This window comes from Lysobacter antibioticus HS124 (assembly GCF_000336385.2).
GTDB classification, from domain to species: domain Bacteria; phylum Pseudomonadota; class Gammaproteobacteria; order Xanthomonadales; family Xanthomonadaceae; genus Lysobacter; species Lysobacter firmicutimachus.
The window spans coordinates 103,824-120,730 of the sequence record NZ_HG424513.1 but is presented as its reverse complement, the minus strand read 5'-3'; the positions used below and the strand labels follow the sequence as shown (position 1 = coordinate 120,730).

Annotated in this window: 18 protein-coding genes; 5 read left to right on the top strand and 13 right to left on the bottom strand. The window is 69.0% G+C overall.

What is annotated here, in order from left to right; all coding sequences use genetic code 11:
• Nucleotides 1–148 precede the first annotated feature (148 nt).
• Entirely contained in the window at nt 149–865 is a 717-nt protein-coding gene (locus tag TX83_RS13345; protein ID WP_064748438.1) for a rhomboid family intramembrane serine protease, read from the bottom strand.
• Nucleotides 866–957: 92 nt separating this feature from the next.
• On the bottom strand, nt 958–1,293 hold the full coding sequence (locus tag TX83_RS13340) for an MGMT family protein (protein ID WP_079248219.1): 336 nt from the start codon (nt 1,291–1,293) through the stop codon (nt 958–960).
• A gap of 41 nt (nt 1,294–1,334) precedes the next feature.
• Here TX83_RS13340 and TX83_RS13335 point away from each other — a divergent pair, with 41 nt between their 5' ends.
• Nucleotides 1,335–1,742 carry a hypothetical protein gene (locus TX83_RS13335; protein ID WP_064748436.1) on the top strand — a complete coding sequence of 136 codons (408 nt, stop codon included), beginning with the start codon at nt 1,335–1,337 and terminating at the stop codon, nt 1,740–1,742.
• A gap of 117 nt (nt 1,743–1,859) precedes the next feature.
• On the opposite strand, the gene TX83_RS13330 is transcribed toward TX83_RS13335, so the two are convergent.
• On the bottom strand, nt 1,860–2,987 hold the full coding sequence (locus TX83_RS13330; RefSeq protein ID WP_064748435.1) for an inorganic phosphate transporter: 1,128 nt from the start codon (nt 2,985–2,987) through the stop codon (nt 1,860–1,862).
• Between the two features lie 10 nt (nt 2,988–2,997).
• Nucleotides 2,998–3,624 (bottom strand): DUF47 domain-containing protein, encoded by a 627-nt coding sequence (locus tag TX83_RS13325; protein WP_064748434.1) that lies wholly within the window; start codon nt 3,622–3,624, stop codon nt 2,998–3,000.
• A 465-nt stretch (nt 3,625–4,089) separates the two neighbouring features.
• On the opposite strand from TX83_RS13325, the gene TX83_RS13320 reads away from it, so the two are divergent.
• Together TX83_RS13320 and TX83_RS13315 are read left to right on the top strand one after the other, a co-directional pair.
• Nucleotides 4,090–5,418: a hemolysin family protein gene (locus TX83_RS13320; protein WP_064748433.1), complete on the top strand. Its 1,329-nt coding sequence runs from the start codon at nt 4,090–4,092 to the stop codon at nt 5,416–5,418.
• Nucleotides 5,402–6,106: an exopolysaccharide biosynthesis protein gene (locus TX83_RS13315; protein WP_079248218.1), complete on the top strand. Its 705-nt coding sequence runs from the start codon at nt 5,402–5,404 to the stop codon at nt 6,104–6,106. Before TX83_RS13320 ends, TX83_RS13315 begins: the two co-directional genes overlap by 17 nt.
• 530 nt (nt 6,107–6,636) lie before the next feature.
• On the opposite strand, the gene TX83_RS13310 is transcribed toward TX83_RS13315, so the two are convergent.
• From TX83_RS13310 to TX83_RS13300, 3 genes are all read right to left on the bottom strand, one after another.
• On the bottom strand, nt 6,637–8,772 hold the full coding sequence (locus tag TX83_RS13310) for a putative bifunctional diguanylate cyclase/phosphodiesterase (protein ID WP_064748432.1): 2,136 nt from the start codon (nt 8,770–8,772) through the stop codon (nt 6,637–6,639).
• Nucleotides 8,769–9,749: a phosphate/phosphite/phosphonate ABC transporter substrate-binding protein gene (locus TX83_RS13305; protein ID WP_428992565.1), complete on the bottom strand. Its 981-nt coding sequence runs from the start codon at nt 9,747–9,749 to the stop codon at nt 8,769–8,771. The genes TX83_RS13310 and TX83_RS13305 overlap by 4 nt, the downstream gene beginning before the upstream one ends.
• A 226-nt stretch (nt 9,750–9,975) precedes the next feature.
• On the bottom strand, nt 9,976–10,809 hold the full coding sequence (locus TX83_RS13300; RefSeq protein ID WP_079248217.1) for an RNA methyltransferase: 834 nt from the start codon (nt 10,807–10,809) through the stop codon (nt 9,976–9,978).
• 95 nt (nt 10,810–10,904) lie between these two features.
• Here TX83_RS13300 and TX83_RS13295 point away from each other — a divergent pair, with 95 nt between their 5' ends.
• Both TX83_RS13295 and TX83_RS13290 read left to right on the top strand, forming a co-directional pair.
• Entirely contained in the window at nt 10,905–11,723 is an 819-nt protein-coding gene (locus tag TX83_RS13295) for an inositol monophosphatase family protein (protein ID WP_064748431.1), read from the top strand.
• A gap of 193 nt (nt 11,724–11,916) precedes the next feature.
• Nucleotides 11,917–12,486: a hypothetical protein gene (locus TX83_RS13290; RefSeq protein WP_064748430.1), complete on the top strand. Its 570-nt coding sequence runs from the start codon at nt 11,917–11,919 to the stop codon at nt 12,484–12,486.
• A gap of 46 nt (nt 12,487–12,532) precedes the next feature.
• Here TX83_RS13290 and TX83_RS13285 read toward each other — a convergent pair whose 3' ends face one another.
• The 6 genes from TX83_RS13285 to secF form a co-directional block, all read right to left on the bottom strand.
• On the bottom strand, nt 12,533–13,384 hold the full coding sequence (locus TX83_RS13285; protein WP_064748429.1) for a class I SAM-dependent methyltransferase: 852 nt from the start codon (nt 13,382–13,384) through the stop codon (nt 12,533–12,535).
• Nucleotides 13,385–13,658: 274 nt separating this feature from the next.
• Nucleotides 13,659–14,366, bottom strand: a complete 708-nt coding sequence (gene arsH / locus TX83_RS13280; RefSeq protein ID WP_064748428.1) for an arsenical resistance protein ArsH — start codon at nt 14,364–14,366, stop codon at nt 13,659–13,661.
• A gap of 14 nt (nt 14,367–14,380) precedes the next feature.
• The gene (arsC, locus tag TX83_RS13275; RefSeq protein WP_075575152.1) at nt 14,381–14,794 is read right to left on the bottom strand and encodes an arsenate reductase (glutaredoxin); all 414 of its coding nucleotides are present in this window, start codon (nt 14,792–14,794) and stop codon (nt 14,381–14,383) included.
• Nucleotides 14,795–14,804: 10 nt separating this feature from the next.
• Nucleotides 14,805–15,335 (bottom strand): arsenate reductase ArsC, encoded by a 531-nt coding sequence (locus TX83_RS13270; RefSeq protein WP_064748426.1) that lies wholly within the window; start codon nt 15,333–15,335, stop codon nt 14,805–14,807.
• Nucleotides 15,332–15,685 carry an ArsR/SmtB family transcription factor gene (locus tag TX83_RS13265; RefSeq protein WP_428992564.1) on the bottom strand — a complete coding sequence of 118 codons (354 nt, stop codon included), beginning with the start codon at nt 15,683–15,685 and terminating at the stop codon, nt 15,332–15,334. The genes TX83_RS13270 and TX83_RS13265 overlap by 4 nt, the downstream gene beginning before the upstream one ends.
• Nucleotides 15,686–15,933: 248 nt before the next feature.
• Complete coding sequence (secF, locus tag TX83_RS13260; RefSeq protein WP_064748425.1) at nt 15,934–16,899, bottom strand: protein translocase subunit SecF; 966 nt, start codon at nt 16,897–16,899, stop codon at nt 15,934–15,936.
• Between the last annotated feature and the right edge of the window lie 8 nt (nt 16,900–16,907).

Here is a 16,907-nt window from a genome sequence, read left to right as displayed (position 1 = left end):
GGACAAAGCGCGGCGAGAGTGAAGGATGGCGGTCGCGGCTTGCGCCGCTCCTACCCCCGCGAGGGTTTCGAGCTTCGATCGATAGCGAAGGCGTTGATTATTCTGCGCGTCCCGGGGTCGCGGCTCGCGCCGCTGCTACCCTCTGGAGTTACTTCACGACCCGTAGCTTCGACGCGCGGCGACGCTGCAACAAGGCTTCGCGGCGCGCATCACGGCCATTGCCGCCATTGCCCCCGCCCGGCGGACGCCGGCGCCAGTAGAGAAGCGTCAGCCAACCGATCAACATGCCGCCGAGGTGGGCGAAATGCGCGATGCCGCTGCCCTGCGCGAACACGCCGTACACCACCGCCGCGATCGCATAGATGATCACCAACGTGCGCGCCTTGAGCACGATCGGGAACGGCAGCAAGGTCACCCGCCGGTGCGGGAACAACATGCCGTAGGCCAGCAACAGACCGTAGATCGCGCCCGACGCGCCCAGGGTCAGATAGAACTCGCCGTGCCGCACCGCATAGGACGCGAACAGCAACTGCAACACGCCCGAACCGAGCAAGCAGACGAAGTAGTAGACGACGAAGCGCCTGGCGCCCCAGTGATATTCCAACGAGGCGCCGAACATCACCAGCGCCAGCATGTTGAACACCAGATGGCCGACCGAGCCGTGCAGGAAACCGTAGGTCAGCAACTGCCAGGGCATGAAGCCCGGCCCGACGAAATCGAACTTGGCCGGAAGCCACGGCCACAGTTCCAGCCACAGCACCCACGACTGCGTCGACGGGCTCCAGCTCAACAGCCATTGCAAAACGAACGCGGCGACATTGGCGATCAGCAGTTTCCTGGTGACCGGCGGGATACTGGAAAACATCGCGACTCCTCGGACCGGCCGCTATGGTAGCCGCTGCCCCGCCCCGGCGCCGTGAGCGCCATGTGCACAGGCCTTGCGCAGGCGGTCGGGATTCAGTCCGCCGGACCCCAGATCTGCGAGTCCAGGGTCGCGGCGGCGCGCTGGCCGCTCACCCGCCCCTTCTCCACCGTCACCCCCTCGGCACGCAGACGCTGCGATTGTTCGCGATAGCCCTTGGACCCCTCGGGGAACGCGATCCGCCCGTCCGAACGCAGCACCCGGTGCCAGGGCAGCTTGGCGTCCTCGTTCTCGCTGAGCAGGCGCGCGACCAGGCGCGCCCGGCCCGGCAGGCCGGCGCGGCGGGCGATCTCGCCGTAACCGGCGACCTGGCCCTTGGGAATCGCGCGGATCGCGGCGCGGATGCGTGCGGCGGCAGTTTCGCTGTCCATCGCGGTAGCATAAGCCGCTGTAGCGCGCAGGAGTCGCCCCCATGCAGTTCGAACAGATCCGCCAGCACCTGACCCGGACCGGGTTCCACCTCACCGTTCACGACGAGAGCGTGATCTGCATCGAGCTCTCGCTCGAGCAGGGCACCCGCCACCAGGCGATCTTCCTGTCCGAGCTGATGGACGACGACGGCCGCCCGTTCCTGCGCGTGGCCACCGCGATCGCGCCGACCACCGGCCTGGACGCACGCCGCGCGCTGGCGTTCAACTGGGAAAGCCACGTCGGCTACCTGGCGATCGGCGATCTCGACGGAGTGCCCTATCTGCACCTGTGCGAGAACCGCCCGCTGGAAAGCCTGGACGGCGCCGAGGTGCAGCGCCTGGTGCTGGAGATCGGCGGCGTCGGCGACCGCATGGAGCGCGTGCTGTCGGCCAACGGCGACCTGCTCTGAGCCGAGCCTCGTCGCTTTTGCCGCTTTTGCGGGAGCCGCGGCCCACGGGGGTTCGGCACAAAAGAAAAGCCCGCTCGAAGCGGGCTTTTTTCGTCAGGACCCCGCCGAGGCGGCGGCTCAGACCCAACCGAACAGACGCATCAGCTCGAACAGGCCGTAGGCGATGCCGCCGGCCGCCGGAATGGTCAGGATCCAGGCCCAGATCATCTTCTCGACCACGGTCCACTTGATCGAATTGAAGCGTTTGGCCGTGCCCACGCCCATGATCGCGGCGGAGATGTTGTGGGTGGTCGAGACCGGAATGCCCAGCGACGAGGCGGCCATGATCACCGAGGCCGCGCTGGTCTCGGCGGCGAAGCCATGGATCGGATGCAGCTTGACCAGCTTGTGGCCCAGGGTCTTGATGATCCGCCAGCCGCCGGCGGCGGTGCCGGCCGCCATCACCACGGCGCAGGTCAGCTTGATCCAGGTGTCGATGTCGTTGTGCGCGATCGCGCCCGGCGAGGGGTGCAGGAACGCCAGCCACGCCGGCAGGTTGTCCAGCGTGCCGGCCTGCTGCGCGCTGATCAGGGCCAGGGCGATGATGCCCATGGTCTTCTGCGCGTCGTTCATGCCGTGGGCGAAGCCCATGCCGGCGGCGCTGAGCAACTGCGCCTTGCCGAAGAAACCGTTGACCCAGCGCGGCCGCGCCATCCGCCGCAGGAGGCCGCCGCTGGCGGCCATGCCCGAGATCAGCGCGAACAGCACGCCCATGACCAGGAAACCGGCGGCGAAGCCGAGTACCGGCGAGGTCACCATCGGCACGATCACTTTCCACAGCACGCCGGCGCTCTTCCAGATCGGATCGGCCGGATGCGACCAGATGACCGCGTGCCAGTTGTTCGAAGCCGCCGCCAGCGCCGCGCCGCACAGGCCGCCGATCAGCGCGTGCGAGGACGAGGACGGCAGGCCCAGCCACCAGGTGATCAGGTTCCAGACGATGCCGCCGAGCAGGGCGCACAGCAGCAGCTGCGAGCCGACCTCGACCACCCCGGCGTCGATCAGGCCCGAAGCGATGGTCTTGGCCACCGCGGTGCCCCACAGCGCGCCGATCAGGTTGGTCGAAGCCGCGAGCATCACCGCCTGCATCGGCGAGAGCACCTTGGTCGCCACCACGGTGGCGATGGAATTGGCGGTGTCGTGGAAGCCGTTGACGTACTCGAAGATCAACGCCGCGAGGATCACCACCAGGACCAGCGTAAGCATGGCGCGGGCCTCAGGAGTTCTTGAGCACGATCTGGTAGGCGACCACGCCGGCCTCGCGGCAGCGGTCGATCGCCTTCTCCAGGATCTCGAAGAACTCCTTGAGCAGGAACATCTGCAGGTTGTCGAGCTGGCCGGAATAGATGTCGCGGTACAGCTCCAGCATCAGCCGGTCGGCTTCGTTCTCCAGCGCGCGCAACTGGTCGTTGAGCGCCTTCATCGTCTCCAGCTTGAGGTGGCGCAGTTGGTGGACCATCTTCACCACCACCGCGGCGGCCTGTTCCAGCATCGCCGCGCGCGGGGCGAAATCGATGTGCTCCAGGTGGCGAGTGGCCAGCGAGTAGCGATCGGCGAACTTCTCCACCTGCTTGGGGATCTTGTACAGGGCCGAGCTCAGCGCCTCGATGTCCTCGCGCTCGATCGGGGTGATGAAACTGTCGACCAATTCCTGGCTGATCTTGTCCGAGGTCTCGCGTTCGCGCTGGCGGGCCAGCTTGAACGCATCCAGCGCCGGCTGACGGTCCGAGGCCTTGAGCATGTCGTACAGGGCCTTGGTGCTGTCATGGGCGGCGACCGCAGCCTCCTCGAGCAGGGTGTAGAACTGATTGCCTTGGCCGAAAATGGTCTGCAGGGAAAACATGCTGGGGTGCCTCTGGGCCTGTGGCCGCGGTTGCCGGCCGCCGGGGCCGAAAGGGTTTGCGGGCGCGATTATGACGGTTTGAGGCGCGCCCGCCCACCTTGACGCCGGCCTCGGCCGCCCCCACCCGATACCCGAAGGCCGTCGCAGCGCCGCATGCAGGCGGCTTTCACGCCCACCCGACAGCGCAGCCGGCACGGTCGGCCTGCTCGCCCCTCGCCCGGCAGACCCGTCCCGGCCGGCCCGCCGCGACGGAACCGACCCGACCGCCCCGGCCGCCGCCAGGCGGCCTGCTAAGATCGGGGCCGGTCAGAGCGCCGGCCCCGCCGGCCGCTCGGCCCCCCTTCCCGTTTTTCCGCCTCTCACAATGGACGACGACCCAAAACCGCCGCCCGGCCGTACCCCGGCCCGCTCCCGCCGCGCAATGCGCCCCCTCCGTGATTCCACCGGCCGCAGGAGGCATTGCCGATGCTGGAACTTCTGATCGTCGCCGCCCTGATCGTCCTCAACGCCTTCTTCGCGATGTCGGAAATGGCGCTGATGACCTCGCGCAAGCTGCGCCTGAAGCAGATGGCCGAGACCAGCCGCGGCGCCCGCACCGCCCTGGCCCTGGCCGAGCACCCCGACCACCTGCTCTCGACAGTGCAGGTCGGCATCACCGCGATCGGCGTGCTCACCGGCACCTTCGGCGGCGAATCCATCGGCCTGGTCATCGCCGGCTGGATCAGCTCCGTCGTACCCGACGCCGCGCAGTACGCGCGCAGCATCGGCATCGGCACCGCGGTCACCCTGATCACCGCGTCCAGCGTGATTTTCGGCGAGCTCATCCCCAAGCGCCTGGCCCTGACCAACCCGGAGAAGATCGCCAGCACCGTGGCCGTCGTGCTCGACGGCCTGGCCCGTTTCGCCAAGCCGGTGGTGATGGCGCTCGGCGCGATCAACCGCGGCGTGCTGCGCCTGCTCGGGATCAAGGACGACGCCCGCAGCGAGATCAGCGAAGAGGAGATCCGCCTGCTGGTGACCGAAAGCCACGAGCAGGGCGTGATCGACGCCGACGAGCGCAAGATGATGAACCGCGTGCTCAGCCTCGGCGACCGCACCACCGAAAGCCTGATGACGCCGCGCACGCGGATCGCCTGGCTGGACGCGGCGGCGCCGCTGGAGGAGAACCTGGCGACCATGCGCGAGTCGCCGTTCTCGCGCTTCCCGGTCTATCGCGGCAGCGACCAGGACGTGCTCGGCGTGCTTGAGGCCAAGAGCCTGCTGGCCACCCTCGGCGTGCCGGGCGAGGTGCCGGACTTGTTCGGCCAGCTCAGCGAAGCCTTGTTCGTATCCGAATCGACCCATGCGCTGAAATTGCTGGAGATCTTCCGCGAGGAGCAGCAATCGCTGGCCCTGGTGGTCGACGAGTACGGCGACGTCACCGGCCTGGTCACGGTCAACGACCTGATGGGCGCGGTGATCGGCCGGGTCCAGACCGCCGAGTCCGACGATCAGCCCGGCCCGGTGGTGCAGCGCGAGGACGGCTCCTACCTGATCGACGGCGCCCTGCCCTTGGAAGAGTTGCGCGAAGTCGTCGGCGGCGGCCGCTTGCCGAACGAGGACGAGCACGACTTCCATACCGCCGCGGGCATGGTCATCGCCCATTTCGGCCGCATCCCGCATGTGGGCGAATACTTCGCCTGGACCGGCTGGCGGATCGAGGTGATCGACCTGGACGGCCCGCGCATCGACAAACTGCTGCTGCAACCGCAGGCGAGGACGCAGGAGTCCGGCGACGATGAGCTCGGCGGCTGACCGCGGCCCCGCCGACGGCGACGGCGACGGCGAGCATCCGCGCTCGCGCCGCCGGCGCGGCCCGCGCCCGCACGAAGCCGGCACCCGCGCCCTGCTCGATGCGATCGTCGCCGGCGATCCGGACGAGGTGGTGCGCTTCGGCGACGTGTTCGCCGGGCTCGGCAACCGCTCCTTCGGCATGCTGCTGTTCGTCTCCACCCTGCCCGCCTTCATCCCGATCCCCGGGGTCGGCGGCGCGGTCAGCGGACCGCTGGTGGTGCTGGTCGGCTTGCAACTGCTGATCGGGCTGCGGAAACCGTGGCTGCCCGGCTTCATCGCCCGGCGCGGGCCGCACCGCCATGCCATGGCCAAGTTCCGCAACCTGTTGTCGCCATGGCTGGCGCGGCTGGAGCGCGTGGTCAGCCCGCGCGCGACCTATCTGCTCGACCATCGCCTGGCCAATGCCTTTACCGGGCTGTTGCTGATCCTGCTCGGCATCCTGCTGTCGCTGCCGATTCCGTTCACCAACTTCCTGTTCGGCGCGCTGTTGCTGTTGTTCGCCTTCGCCCTGCTCGAACGCGACGGCAAACTGATGGGCCTGGCCTGGATCGCCGGCGCCGCCGCGGTCGGCGTATTCGGCATCCTCTCCGGCACCCTGGCCCAGACCGCGGCGGAATGGATCGACCTGGCGGGCCGCAAGATCGGTTGAGGACGACGCCGGACCGCGTCGCAGCCGCTTCTGTAGGAGCGGCGCAAGCCGCGACAACCGCAGCGACGTGACGCAAGCGTAGCGACCGTAGCTCGGACAGCCGGGCGTAGTCGTTCGCGTAGCCGGGCTTCGGAAGGCGGCGTGGTATCGCACCGCTGCGGTGGTCGCGGCTTACGCCGCTCCTACAGGGGCGGTGGATTCGGGCTTCGGCGAAGCCGCGCAGGGCGTGGGCGTGCTGCGCGTCCCGTGGTCGCGGCTTGCGCCGCTCCTACCCCGGAACCGCTACCGGCTTCGGCGTCTGTTTCTGTAGGAGCGGCGCGAGCCGCGACAACCGCAGCGACGTGACGCAAGCGCAGCTGCCGAAGCTCGGACAGCCGGGCGTAGTCGTTGCGCGTAGCCGGGCTTCGGAATAGCGGCGTGGTATCGCACCGCTGCGGTGGTCGCGGCTTACGTCGCTCCTACAGGGGCGGTGGATTTGAGCTTCGATGTGGCCGCGCAAGCCTTGGGCGGGCTGCGCGTCCCGTGGCCGCTTACGAGATCAGCAAGGCGCGGAATTCCTGGGCGTTGACCGGATGGCCGAGCCAGTATCCCTGCGCCAGGTCGCAGCCGCGCTCGCGCAACACCGCGTACTGGCCCTCCTTCTCCACGCCCTCGGCGACCACGGTGATGCCCAGCGAATGCGCCATGGCGATGATCGCCGTGGTCAGGGCCAGGTCGTCCGGGTCGCGCAGCACGTCGGCGATGAAGCTGCGGTCGATCTTGACCCCGTCCACCGGCACCCGGCGCAGATGGCTCAGGCCGGAAAAGCCGGTGCCGAAGTCGTCCAGCCACACCTTGACCCCGCTGGCGCGCAACCGCGTCAACAAGTTGCTGGCGTGGATTTCGTCGCCGATCACCGCGGTTTCGGTCAGTTCCAGGTGCAAGTAGTGCGGCGCCAGCCCGGTGTCGTGCAGGCAGTCGGCCACGGTCTTTGGCAGGTCGCCGCTGCGCAGCTGGCGCGGCGACACGTTGACCGAAACGAACAAGGGCTCGGCGTCCGGGCGCGCCTTTTGCCAGGCCATCGCGTCCTCGCAGGCCGCACGCAGCACCTGCGGGCCCAGGGTCTCGATCAGGCCGCTCTGCTCGGCTACGTCGATGAACACCGACGGCGCGATCAGGCCCTGCTCCGGATGCTTCCAGCGCAGCAGCGCTTCGGCGCCGACCATCGCGCCGTCGGCGAGGCGATACACCGGCTGGTACACCAGGCTCAGTTCGCCGCGGTCCCAGGCGCCGCGCAGCTCGTGCTCCAGATGCACGCGGCGCTCCACCGCCTGGTCCATCGCCCGGCTGTAGAAGCGGTAGCAGTTCTTGCCGGCGACCTTGGCCTGGTACATCGCGATGTCGCCGTTCTTCATCAACCCGGTCGCCCCCGAAGCGTCTTCGGGGTACAAGGTCACGCCGACCGAGGTGCCCAGGAACACCTGCCGGTCGTGGACCACGATCGGTTGGCCGAGCTCGCCGACCAGCACTTCGGCCAAGTGACTGGCGATGCCGCGGGCCTCGCCGTCGCGGCCGCCTTCGCCCTCGACCAAGATCACGAACTCGTCGCCGCCGAAGCGCGCCAGCAAGGCATGCTCGCCGCCGATCCGGGCCACGGTCTGCTGGATGCGCTGGGCGAACTGCAGCAGCACCTCGTCGCCGGCATCGTGGCCGAGGGTGTCGTTGACCCGCTTGAAATCGTCGATGTCGGCGAACAGCAGCGCCAGTTGGCCGCCGCCGTTGCGCAAGTGCAGCAGGCGCTGGTCCAGCGCTTCGCGGAACGCCAGCCGGTTGGCCAGCCCGGTGAGAGCATCGGTGTAGGCCATGCGGCGGATGTCGCGATCGTGCCGGGCCAGGCTCTGGCTCATGCGCCCGAACGCGCGCATCAGATCGCCGACCTCGTCGTTGCCCTGCCCGCCCGCGGGCGCGCTGTCGAACTGGCCGTTCTCGATCGCCTGCGCGGCGTCGGCCAGTTGCCGGATCGGATTGACCAGCCAGCGCTGGATCAGCCACAGCATCAGCCCGCCCAGCGCGAGCAGGCCCAGGCTCAGCACCCCGACCCACAGCAGCTGGCGCCGGCCGAGTTCGTCCAGGCGCTTGCGCAGTTTGTCCAGGGCGCCGTCCTGGTAGGCGCGCATGGCCTTGAGGTCGTAGCCCACCCGCACCCCGCCCAGGCGCTGCTGGCCGATCTTGATCGGCGCCGACACGTCGAGCGTGGTCTCGGTCCATTGCGCATGCAGCCGTTGCGCGCGCACCACCTGCGCCGCCATCGCATCGTCCATGCGCTTGCCGTAGCTGGGGATTTCCTCGCTGCCGTCGTGGACGATGTTGCCGTCGCTGTCGTAGACCAGCACGTAGCGCACGCCGGGGTTGTTCATCGCCGCGCGGCCGAGTTCGCCGATCGCGTCCAGGTCGAAGTAGTACAGCGGGTTGGTCAGCGAACCGGCCAACTGCGCCACCTCGCCCTCGCCGTGCCGGCGCAGGCTTTCGGCCATGGTGTCGCGCATCGCCTCGCGGCTGATTCCGACCACCTCGGTCTGCATCCGCTCCTGCCGGCCGAGCAGCATCGCGATCAGCACCGTCACGACCAGGCAGGCCACCGCCATCATCGCCAGGAACTTGGCCTGCAAGCCGGCGCGCAGCTTCATTCGACCTCCGCGCGGACCCGCGCGACGCCGTCGCCGATGTGGTCGAGCGTGCGCTGCGAGGCGGCGTCGATCGGCAGGAAGCGGGTGGTCTTGAAGAAACGCAGCAGGGCCTCGCCCGCCTCCGGGTCGCCGGCGGCGTCGATCAGCACTTCGCGCAGCCGCGCGGCGACCTTGGGATCCAGATCGCCGCGGACCAGTTCCAGCGCGCGCGGATAGTCCTCGCTGCGGCCGATCACCACCAAGTCGCGGCGGAACGCATCCGGCACCCGGCGCGGGTTGTCCCAGTCCAGGTTGCTCATCACCCCGGCATCGACCAGGCGCTTGTGCACCCAGGTCGAGATGTTCAGCTCCGAACGCGCGAACAGATAGCCCACCGCGCCGCGGTTGATGCGATCGGTCGGCGACAACAGGATCTCCAGCGCCAGGCCCTGTTCGAGCAAGGTCGCGGCGGGAACGAAGTAGGCGCTGGTCGAGGACGGGCGCTGGAAGGCCACGTTGTGGCCGCTGAGGTCCTTGAGCGTGCGCAGGCCGCTGTCGCGGCGCGCGAAAAACACCGAGTGATAGTGGCTGACCCCGTCGCGCTCGGTCAGCAGCAGCGGCCGCGCCTGCGCGCGCTGCCGCAGCAGCATCGCCGTGCCGGCGGTCTCGCTGACCCAGTCGACCCGGCCGCGGCGCAGATAGCTGGCCATCTGCTGCGCGTCCTTGGCCATCAGGATCCGGCCTTCGCGGATGCCGACGTCGGCCATGCGCGGCACCACGTAATCGAGCAGCGGCTTGAGCTGCTCGTAGTGCGTCTTGGGATCGTCGCTGATACGCCCCAGCACCAGCACGTGCGCATCCGAGCCCTCCTTGTGGCTGCCGCGCAGCTCGTGCGACGCCGCCGTCGCGGCGAACGCGGCGAACGCGCCCCACAGGAGCAATGCCTGGACCAGGCCCCGCCCCCACCGCGAACCGGAATTCCGCGCGCTAACGCTCAACAGTCGTCACCTGGTCGGATTGCCTAGCGAGCGTAATCGAAACCGAGCCCGGACCGGAACCGGGGCCGCCCCGCCGTCCATCGGCCCGCGCCCCCGCCTCAGCCGCCCGATGGGCCGCCCGGCCCAAGGCATCGCACTCTCCGGGCCGGCTCTGCCGCGCTCGTTCGCACCGCCGACCCCGGGAGCGGCCGCTCGCTTTCGCCGCAGCGAAGGCGCAGTCGCGACCTCAGCGCCGCTGCCCCGCCAACATCGCCGTGCGTTCAACGTCGGCCAGCACGCCGCGCAACAACCGCACCTCGCGCTCGTCCAGGTCGGCGCGCAGGAACAGACGGCGCAGCTTGCGCATCGCCGCATCCGGCGTGCGGCCCTTGTGGAAATCGATCGCGTCCAGGGCGTCGCCGAGCTGGCCGAAAAAGCCTTCCAACTGCGCATGCGAAGCCGGCGGATCGCGGCGCTCGTAGGCGCCGCCGGCGGCGGTCGCGGCCAACGAGGCCATGCGCAGCTCGTAGCTCAGCACCTGCACCGCGGCACCGAGGTTCAGCGAGCTGTACGCCGGGTTGGCCGGAATGTGCACCGCCGCATGGCACAGTTGCAGCTCCTCGTTGTCCAGGCCGGTGCGCTCGCGCCCGAACACCAACGCGACTTCGCCGCCGCCGCGGGCGCGGCCGTCGATGCGCGCGGCCGCCTCGCGCGGCGCCAGTTCTTCCAGGGCGATGCGCCGGCTGCGCGCGGTGCAGCCCAGCACCAGATGGCAGTCGGCCACCGCCGCGGCCAGGTCGGGCAGCACCGCGGCGGCCTCGAGCACGTCGTCGGCGCCGGCGGCCATCGCGTAGGCGTCGCGGTCGATCGGCTTTTCCGGGGCGACCAGGACCAGCCGCGACAGGCCCATGGTCTTCATCGCCCGCGCCGCCGAGCCCATGTTGCCGGGGTGCTGGGTGCCGACCAGGACGATGCGGATGCGGGCGGCGGCGGGGTCGGTCGCGGCGGACGCAGCCTCAAGTGAGTTGGCATTTTCGGGCGCCTGGAGCGGCGCCGGGGGGTTGCGGGGATCGGCGTTCATGCGCAGATGGTAAACTCCCCGCCCCGGCCCCGCGCCGGTTGCGCTCTTTCTCCCCGCCAGTCCCGCCCCTCCTCACACGCTCGAGGCCGTAAGCCATGCAGAAACCCGCCGTCACCCTCATGGTCAAAGCCGCACGCGCCGCCGGCAACGTCCTGCTCCGCCACATGCACCGCGTGGACGCGCTGAACATCGTCGAGAAGGGCCGCATGGACTACGCCAGCGAGGTCGACCGCCTCGCCGAGGCCGAGATCATCAAGGAATTCCGCCGCGCCACCCCGGACTACGCCATCCTCGGCGAAGAACACGGTCCGCTCGGCCAGGCCCGCTTCACCTGGGTCATCGACCCGCTCGACGGCACCAGCAACTACCTGCACGGCATCCCGCATTTCTGCGTGTCCATCGCCCTGTGCGAGAACGGCGAGCCGATCCACGGCGTGATCTTCGACCCGCTGCGCAATGACCTGTTCACCGCCAGCCGCGGCAGCGGCACCCAGCTCAACGAAAAGCGCGTGCGCATCGCCGAGCGCAAGGAATTGAACGGCGCCATGCTGATCACCGGCTTCCCGCCGCGCGAGCGCGCCAACGCCAGCGCCCACCTCAAGTGCCTGGACAATCTGCTGATCGACGTCGAGGACGTGCGCCGCACCGGTTCGGCCGCGCTCGACCTGGCCTACGTCGCCTGCGGCCGCGCCGACGGTTACTTCGAAGCCGGGCTCAAGCCCTGGGACGTCGCGGCGGGCGTGCTGATGGTGCGCGAAGCCGGCGGCAAGGTGGTCGATTTCCGCGGCCGCCCGAGCGGCCCGATGGACAACCGCGGCCTGCCGCCGCGGCAGATCGTCGCCGGCAACCTGCGCGTGGCCGACGCGCTGCAGCAGCGCATCGTCAACACCGGCTACGCCAACGCGTTCGACTGAGTTCCGACCCCAGCCGGACACGCAGAACGCCGCGACCGGTCGCGGCGTTTTCGTTTGCGCGGATGCGCCGCAAGCGCTGCGACGGGGCTGCGCCGCGGCTGCACGGGGCGCGGGCTTGCCGCACAATCGCCGCAACCGTGCCGTTGCGCTGCCGCGCCGGCGGGCGGCGCAGCCACGTCAACGGACGGACCCCATGAGCAAACCCGAAATCTACGTCAGCACCGACGTCGAGGCCGACGGCCCGATTCCGGGCCCGCATTCGATGCTGAGCTTCGCCTCGGCGGCGTACCTGGCCGACAAGACCCTGGTCGCCACGTTCTCGGCCAATCTGGACACTCTGCCTGGGGCGCACGGACACCCCGACACGATGCGCTGGTGGGCCGACAACCGCGCCGCCTGGGACGCCTGCCGGCGCGACCCGCAGGCGCCCGAAGCGGCGATGCGCGCCTACGTCGAGTGGCTGGACGCGCTGCCCGGAAAGCCGGTGTTCGTCGGCTATCCGGCCGCCTACGACTTCCTGTTCGTGTACTGGTACCTGATCCGCTTCGCCGGCCGCAGCCCGTTCTCGCATTCGGCGCTGGACATCAAGTCCTATGCGATGGCCGTGCTCAAGACCGATTACCGCGAATCGACCAAGCGGCGCATGCCCAAGGCCTGGTTCGACCGGCTGCCGCATACCCACGTCGCGCTCGACGATGCCATCGAGCAAGGCGCGCTGTTCTGCAACCTGCTCGCCGCCTCGCGCAGGGAGGCAACGGGTTGAGCGCAGCCGCCGCGCTCCGCCCCTCAGCCGCTGGCACCCCGCCGGATCACGCGGCCCGCGCCGTCACCGTCCAGGTCGCGCCCATCATCGCGATGCCGCGCTCGCGCGCGAGTTCGCGCAAGGCCGCGCGCAGACGCGCCTCGGCGCGCACGCGCACCGCCGGCTCCTGCGCAGCGAGCAAGCGCGCGACCGGGCCGACCCGCATCACCTGGTCGTAGGCGTCGGCGGCGGCCGCATCCGGATCGTCGCCTTCGCCGAGGTAGAACGGCGCTTCGAAGGCGCGCAGCTCGACCGCGTCGAAACCGGCCTCGCCCAGGACCTGGCGCACCCGCTCGGGCTTGCCGAACGCGAACGGGCCGGGCGCGTCGGGATCGGACGGCGGCAGCGCGATCGCCTCGGCGATCGCGCGCAGCGGCCAGCGATACCAATCGTTCCGGTCCGGCCCTTGCCAACAGGCGAAGGCGAGCCGGCCGCCGGGCTTGAGCGTCTTGCGCAATTCGGCGAAAGCCGCGACGGGATCGTCGAAGAACATCACCCCGAAGCGCGAGAACAGCAGGTCGAACCGCGCCGGCGCGAACAGCGGGCGGCTGGCGTCGGCCAGGCGGAACTCGACCGGCAGCGCCAAGGCCGCGGCGCGTTCGCGGGCGCGGCTCAGCAAGGGCTCGGACACGTCCACGCCGGTCACCGAGCCGCCCTCGCCGACCGCACGCGCCAGTTCGAACACGGTCGCGCCGGCGCCGCAGCCGATGTCGAGCACCGCTTCGCCCGGCTGCGCCGCGGCCGCATCGAGCGCGTCGCGGCCGTAGGCGGCGGTGCGCCGGTCGAGCCAGTCGTTATAGGTCAGCCAGCGTTCGCCGACGGCGCCGTTCCAGTCTTCGATCTGCTGCCGATTTGCCACGCCATCGCATCCTCTGTTCGGGGCGACCGCCGCACCCGGGCAGGTACGCGCGGGTTGCAAGAACCCGGTCGCCGGAAACCGATCGTCCGCCGCAACGCGGCAACGCGGCAACGCGGCAACGCCATGATGGCGCAACGGCCGAACAAAGCGGAACGGCCATGTCGCGCGGCGGCAGGGAGAAAGCAGAATCGGCGTTACCCGGCCGGCGGCGCCGGCGTCTTAGCGCAAGGCTCCGACGCGCCCGCAATCGGGCGATCGCGAACCCGCCAGCCGGTCACAGGGAACGCTGGTTCACGCGTTTCGAAAGCGCTTCGGCATCCTCGACACGCTCGGAGTAGCGGTCCGTCAGGTAGCCGGAGCGTCCGCGGACCAGCCAAGTGAACTTGGCCAATTCCTCGCACACGTCGACCACCCGCATGTAGTAAGCGGAGGGCTTCATCCGGCCGGCGTCGTCGAACTCCAGGTGCGCCTTGGCGACCGAAGACTGGTTCGGGATCGTGACCATCCGCATCCAACGGCCGAGCGTGCGCATCTGATTGACGGAGTTGAAGCTCTGCGAGCCGCCGCAGACCTGCATGACGGCCAGGGTCTTGCCCTGCGTCGGCCGCCTGGCGCCCAACGCCAAGGGAATCCAGTCGATCTGCGCCTTCATGATTCCCGTCATCGCGCCGTGGCGTTCCGGGCTCACCCAGACCATGCCCTCCGACCAGTCGGCGAGCTCTCGCAGTTCGGTCACTTTCGGGTGATCCGGGCTCACCGCGTCGGGAAGCGGCAGGTCGCGGGGATCGAAAGTGCGCACCTGGCAGCCGAACCAACGCAGAAGCCGGCCGGCCTCCTCGGCCAGCAAGCGCGAGTAGGAGCGTTCGCGCAGCGAGCCGTAAAGGATGAGGATGCGTGGCGGGTGCCGAGGGTCGCCCGGAGCCGCGAGCGACTCGACATCGATCGCATTGAGCTGGGTCAGATCGATGTTCGGCAACTCCATCGAGACGGGCTGAGTCACGTCCGGGCTCCTGCCCAGACCACCACTTCGCCGTCCTCTTTCGTGTAAGAGGCCACCGGGTGGGCCAGCAGACTCAGCACTCGTTCGGACGGCCGACACAGAGCGGCGCCTTTCTCGGATACGACGATCGGGCGGTTGATGAGGATCGGATGCGACATCATCGCGTCCAGCAACTTCTCGTCGGAGAGTGCGGGATCGTCCAACCCCAGCTCGGCGTAAGGCGTTCCCTTCCGGCGCAGCAAATCTCGCGCCGTCAGGCCCATCGCCCGGATCAATTCGGCCAACGCTTCGCGCGACGGCGGCGTCTTCAGGTACTCGATCACCACCGGCTGTTCCCCGGATCGGCGAATCATTTCCAGCGTATTGCGGGACGTACCGCAATCGGGATTGTGATAGATCGTAACGGTCATGCAAAAGGCCTCAGGTGGGGTCCGGGCGCCGCATGGACGCGCCCTCGAACTGTCCGATTTCATGCACCCTGGCCGCCAGGCTCGATCGCTCCAGCGAGGCCAACGGCAGGGCCACGAAGGCGTTGATGCGGTTCTCCATATAGCCCAGCGCCTTTCGGAACGCTGCCCGTCTCCACATCTCGCCCCCGTCCTCGTGGCTTGGGTCTTCGATCCCCCAGTGCCCGGTCACCGGTTGCCCCGGCCAGACCGGGCACGCTTCGCCGGCGGCCCGGTCGCAGACGGTGAAGACGAAGTCCATGCGCGGCGCGCCGGGAACGGCGAACTCGTCCCACGACTTCGATCGCATTGCGTCGACGGGATAACCGGACTCGCGCAGAACCTCCAATGCCAAGGGATTCACCTCGCGCCGGGGATGGCTCCCCGCGGAGAAGGCAGTGAAGCGACCGGCACCGACTTGGCGCAGGACCCCTTCGGCCAGGATGGAGCGCGCCGAATTGCCGGTGCACAGGAACAGGACGTTGAACGGCTGGCCGGTGCTCATGGGCAGGTCTCCGCAGCGCAGGCAGCGACGGGATCGATGAGGGAGCCGCAGATTTCCGGATTTCCGGAACAGCAGTCCTCGGTCAGGAAGGCAAGCAGCCGGCGCATGTCGTCATAGCTCGCGGCGTACAGGACTCGTCGCCCGTCTCGCCAGGACCTCAGCAGGCCCGCGCGCTCCAGCGCGGCGAGATGGAAGCTCATCCGCGTCGGCGGAATCGAAAGCGCATCTGCGATCTCGCCCGACGGCATGCCGTCGGGCCCTTTGCGGACCAGCAGGCGGAAGGCCGCCAGGCGATCGGTGTGCGCGAGGGCGGAAAGGGCCGAAACGGCGGAATCGTCGTTTATGAGCACATTCTACAATCATCCTTGTAGAGTGCAATAAACGATGCTTCTGCCCGCCCGCATGGCCCCGGGGGCCAGGATGGGCCGCATCGACCCAGCCCCCCATCGACCGCTCCCCCGGGGATACGGCGTTGCGGCCACGCGCTCGCAGGCCGCCCCACCGGGGCCCGCGGGCAAAGAAAAAGGCCGCGCGTACGCGCGGCCTTTTCTTCGCAGCGGTTCCGGCGCCGATGCCGCAGGCGCCCCAGCGGCGGCGGTTACGGACGACGCGCCAGCGCCGCCTCGTCCTTGGCCTTCGGCAACAGGTCCTGCTTGCTGACCTTGAGCAGGCCCAGGGTCAGCAGCGGGCAGGCGACGAAGATCGACGACAGGGTGCCGATGATGATGCCGATCATCTGCGACTCGGCCATGCCGCGCAGCGAACCGCCGCCGTACAGGTACAGCGCGAACACGGTCAGGAAGGCGACGAACGAGGTGATCACCGTACGCGACAGGGTCTGGTTGATCGACTTGTTCAGCACGGTTTCCGGATCGGCGCGCATCGAGCGGAAGTTCTCGCGCACGCGGTCGAACACCACGATGGTGTCGTTGATCGAGTAGCCCATCACCGACAGGATGCCGGCCAGCACGGTCAGGTCGAACTCGTGGCCGGAGATCGCGAACCAGCCGGCGACCACGATCACGTCGTGCAGGGTGGTGATGATCGCGGCGACCGCGAACTTCCATTCGAAGCGGAAGGCGATGTAGATCAGGAAGCCCACCACCACGAACAGCAGCGCGTACAGACCGTTGAGCGCCAATTCGCGGCCGACCTGCGGGCCGACGAACTCGTTGCGCAGGATCTTGGCCTGGTTGTCGGCGCCCGACACCGCCTTCATCACCGCCTCGGCGGCGTGGGCGGTGGCGGCCGAACCGGAGTCGCCTTCGCGCGGCTGCAGGCGGATCAACAGTTCGTTGCCCGAACCGTAGGTCTGCACCTGGGCGCTGTCGTAGCCGTCGGCGGCCAGGCGCTCGCGCACCGTGTCCAGCCCCACCGGCTTGGCCAGGTGCACTTCGACCAGGTTGCCGCCGGTGAAGTCCAGGGCGTAGTTGAAGTTGCGGGTGACCATGGCGCCGATGGCGACGAACATGATCAGCGCGGCCACCGCGATCGAGACCCAACGCAACTTCATGAAGTTGACGTTGGCGTCGTTGGGCAGCAGGGTCAGCGGGAAAATCTTCATGTCTGGGT

What these genes read in the sequence shown, in the direction of transcription:
- TX83_RS13300 (WP_079248217.1), bottom strand. Translation starts at nt 10,809, where the DNA reads ATGAACGCCGATCCCCGCAACCCCCCGGCGCCGCTCCAGGCGCCCGAA.
- arsC (WP_075575152.1), bottom strand. Translation starts at nt 14,794, where the DNA reads ATGACCGTTACGATCTATCACAATCCCGATTGCGGTACGTCCCGCAAT.
- TX83_RS13290 (WP_064748430.1), top strand. Translation starts at nt 11,917, where the DNA reads ATGAGCAAACCCGAAATCTACGTCAGCACCGACGTCGAGGCCGACGGC.
- TX83_RS13270 (WP_064748426.1), bottom strand. Translation starts at nt 15,335, where the DNA reads ATGAGCACCGGCCAGCCGTTCAACGTCCTGTTCCTGTGCACCGGCAAT.
- TX83_RS13345 (WP_064748438.1), bottom strand. Translation starts at nt 865, where the DNA reads ATGTTTTCCAGTATCCCGCCGGTCACCAGGAAACTGCTGATCGCCAAT.
- TX83_RS13340 (WP_079248219.1), bottom strand. Translation starts at nt 1,293, where the DNA reads ATGGACAGCGAAACTGCCGCCGCACGCATCCGCGCCGCGATCCGCGCG.
- TX83_RS13320 (WP_064748433.1), top strand. Translation starts at nt 4,090, where the DNA reads ATGCTGGAACTTCTGATCGTCGCCGCCCTGATCGTCCTCAACGCCTTC.
- secF (WP_064748425.1), bottom strand. Translation starts at nt 16,899, where the DNA reads ATGAAGATTTTCCCGCTGACCCTGCTGCCCAACGACGCCAACGTCAAC.
- TX83_RS13325 (WP_064748434.1), bottom strand. Translation starts at nt 3,624, where the DNA reads ATGTTTTCCCTGCAGACCATTTTCGGCCAAGGCAATCAGTTCTACACC.
- TX83_RS13315 (WP_079248218.1), top strand. Translation starts at nt 5,402, where the DNA reads ATGAGCTCGGCGGCTGACCGCGGCCCCGCCGACGGCGACGGCGACGGC.
- TX83_RS13295 (WP_064748431.1), top strand. Translation starts at nt 10,905, where the DNA reads ATGCAGAAACCCGCCGTCACCCTCATGGTCAAAGCCGCACGCGCCGCC.
- TX83_RS13310 (WP_064748432.1), bottom strand. Translation starts at nt 8,772, where the DNA reads ATGAAGCTGCGCGCCGGCTTGCAGGCCAAGTTCCTGGCGATGATGGCG.
- TX83_RS13330 (WP_064748435.1), bottom strand. Translation starts at nt 2,987, where the DNA reads ATGCTTACGCTGGTCCTGGTGGTGATCCTCGCGGCGTTGATCTTCGAG.
- TX83_RS13335 (WP_064748436.1), top strand. Translation starts at nt 1,335, where the DNA reads ATGCAGTTCGAACAGATCCGCCAGCACCTGACCCGGACCGGGTTCCAC.
- arsH (WP_064748428.1), bottom strand. Translation starts at nt 14,366, where the DNA reads ATGGAGTTGCCGAACATCGATCTGACCCAGCTCAATGCGATCGATGTC.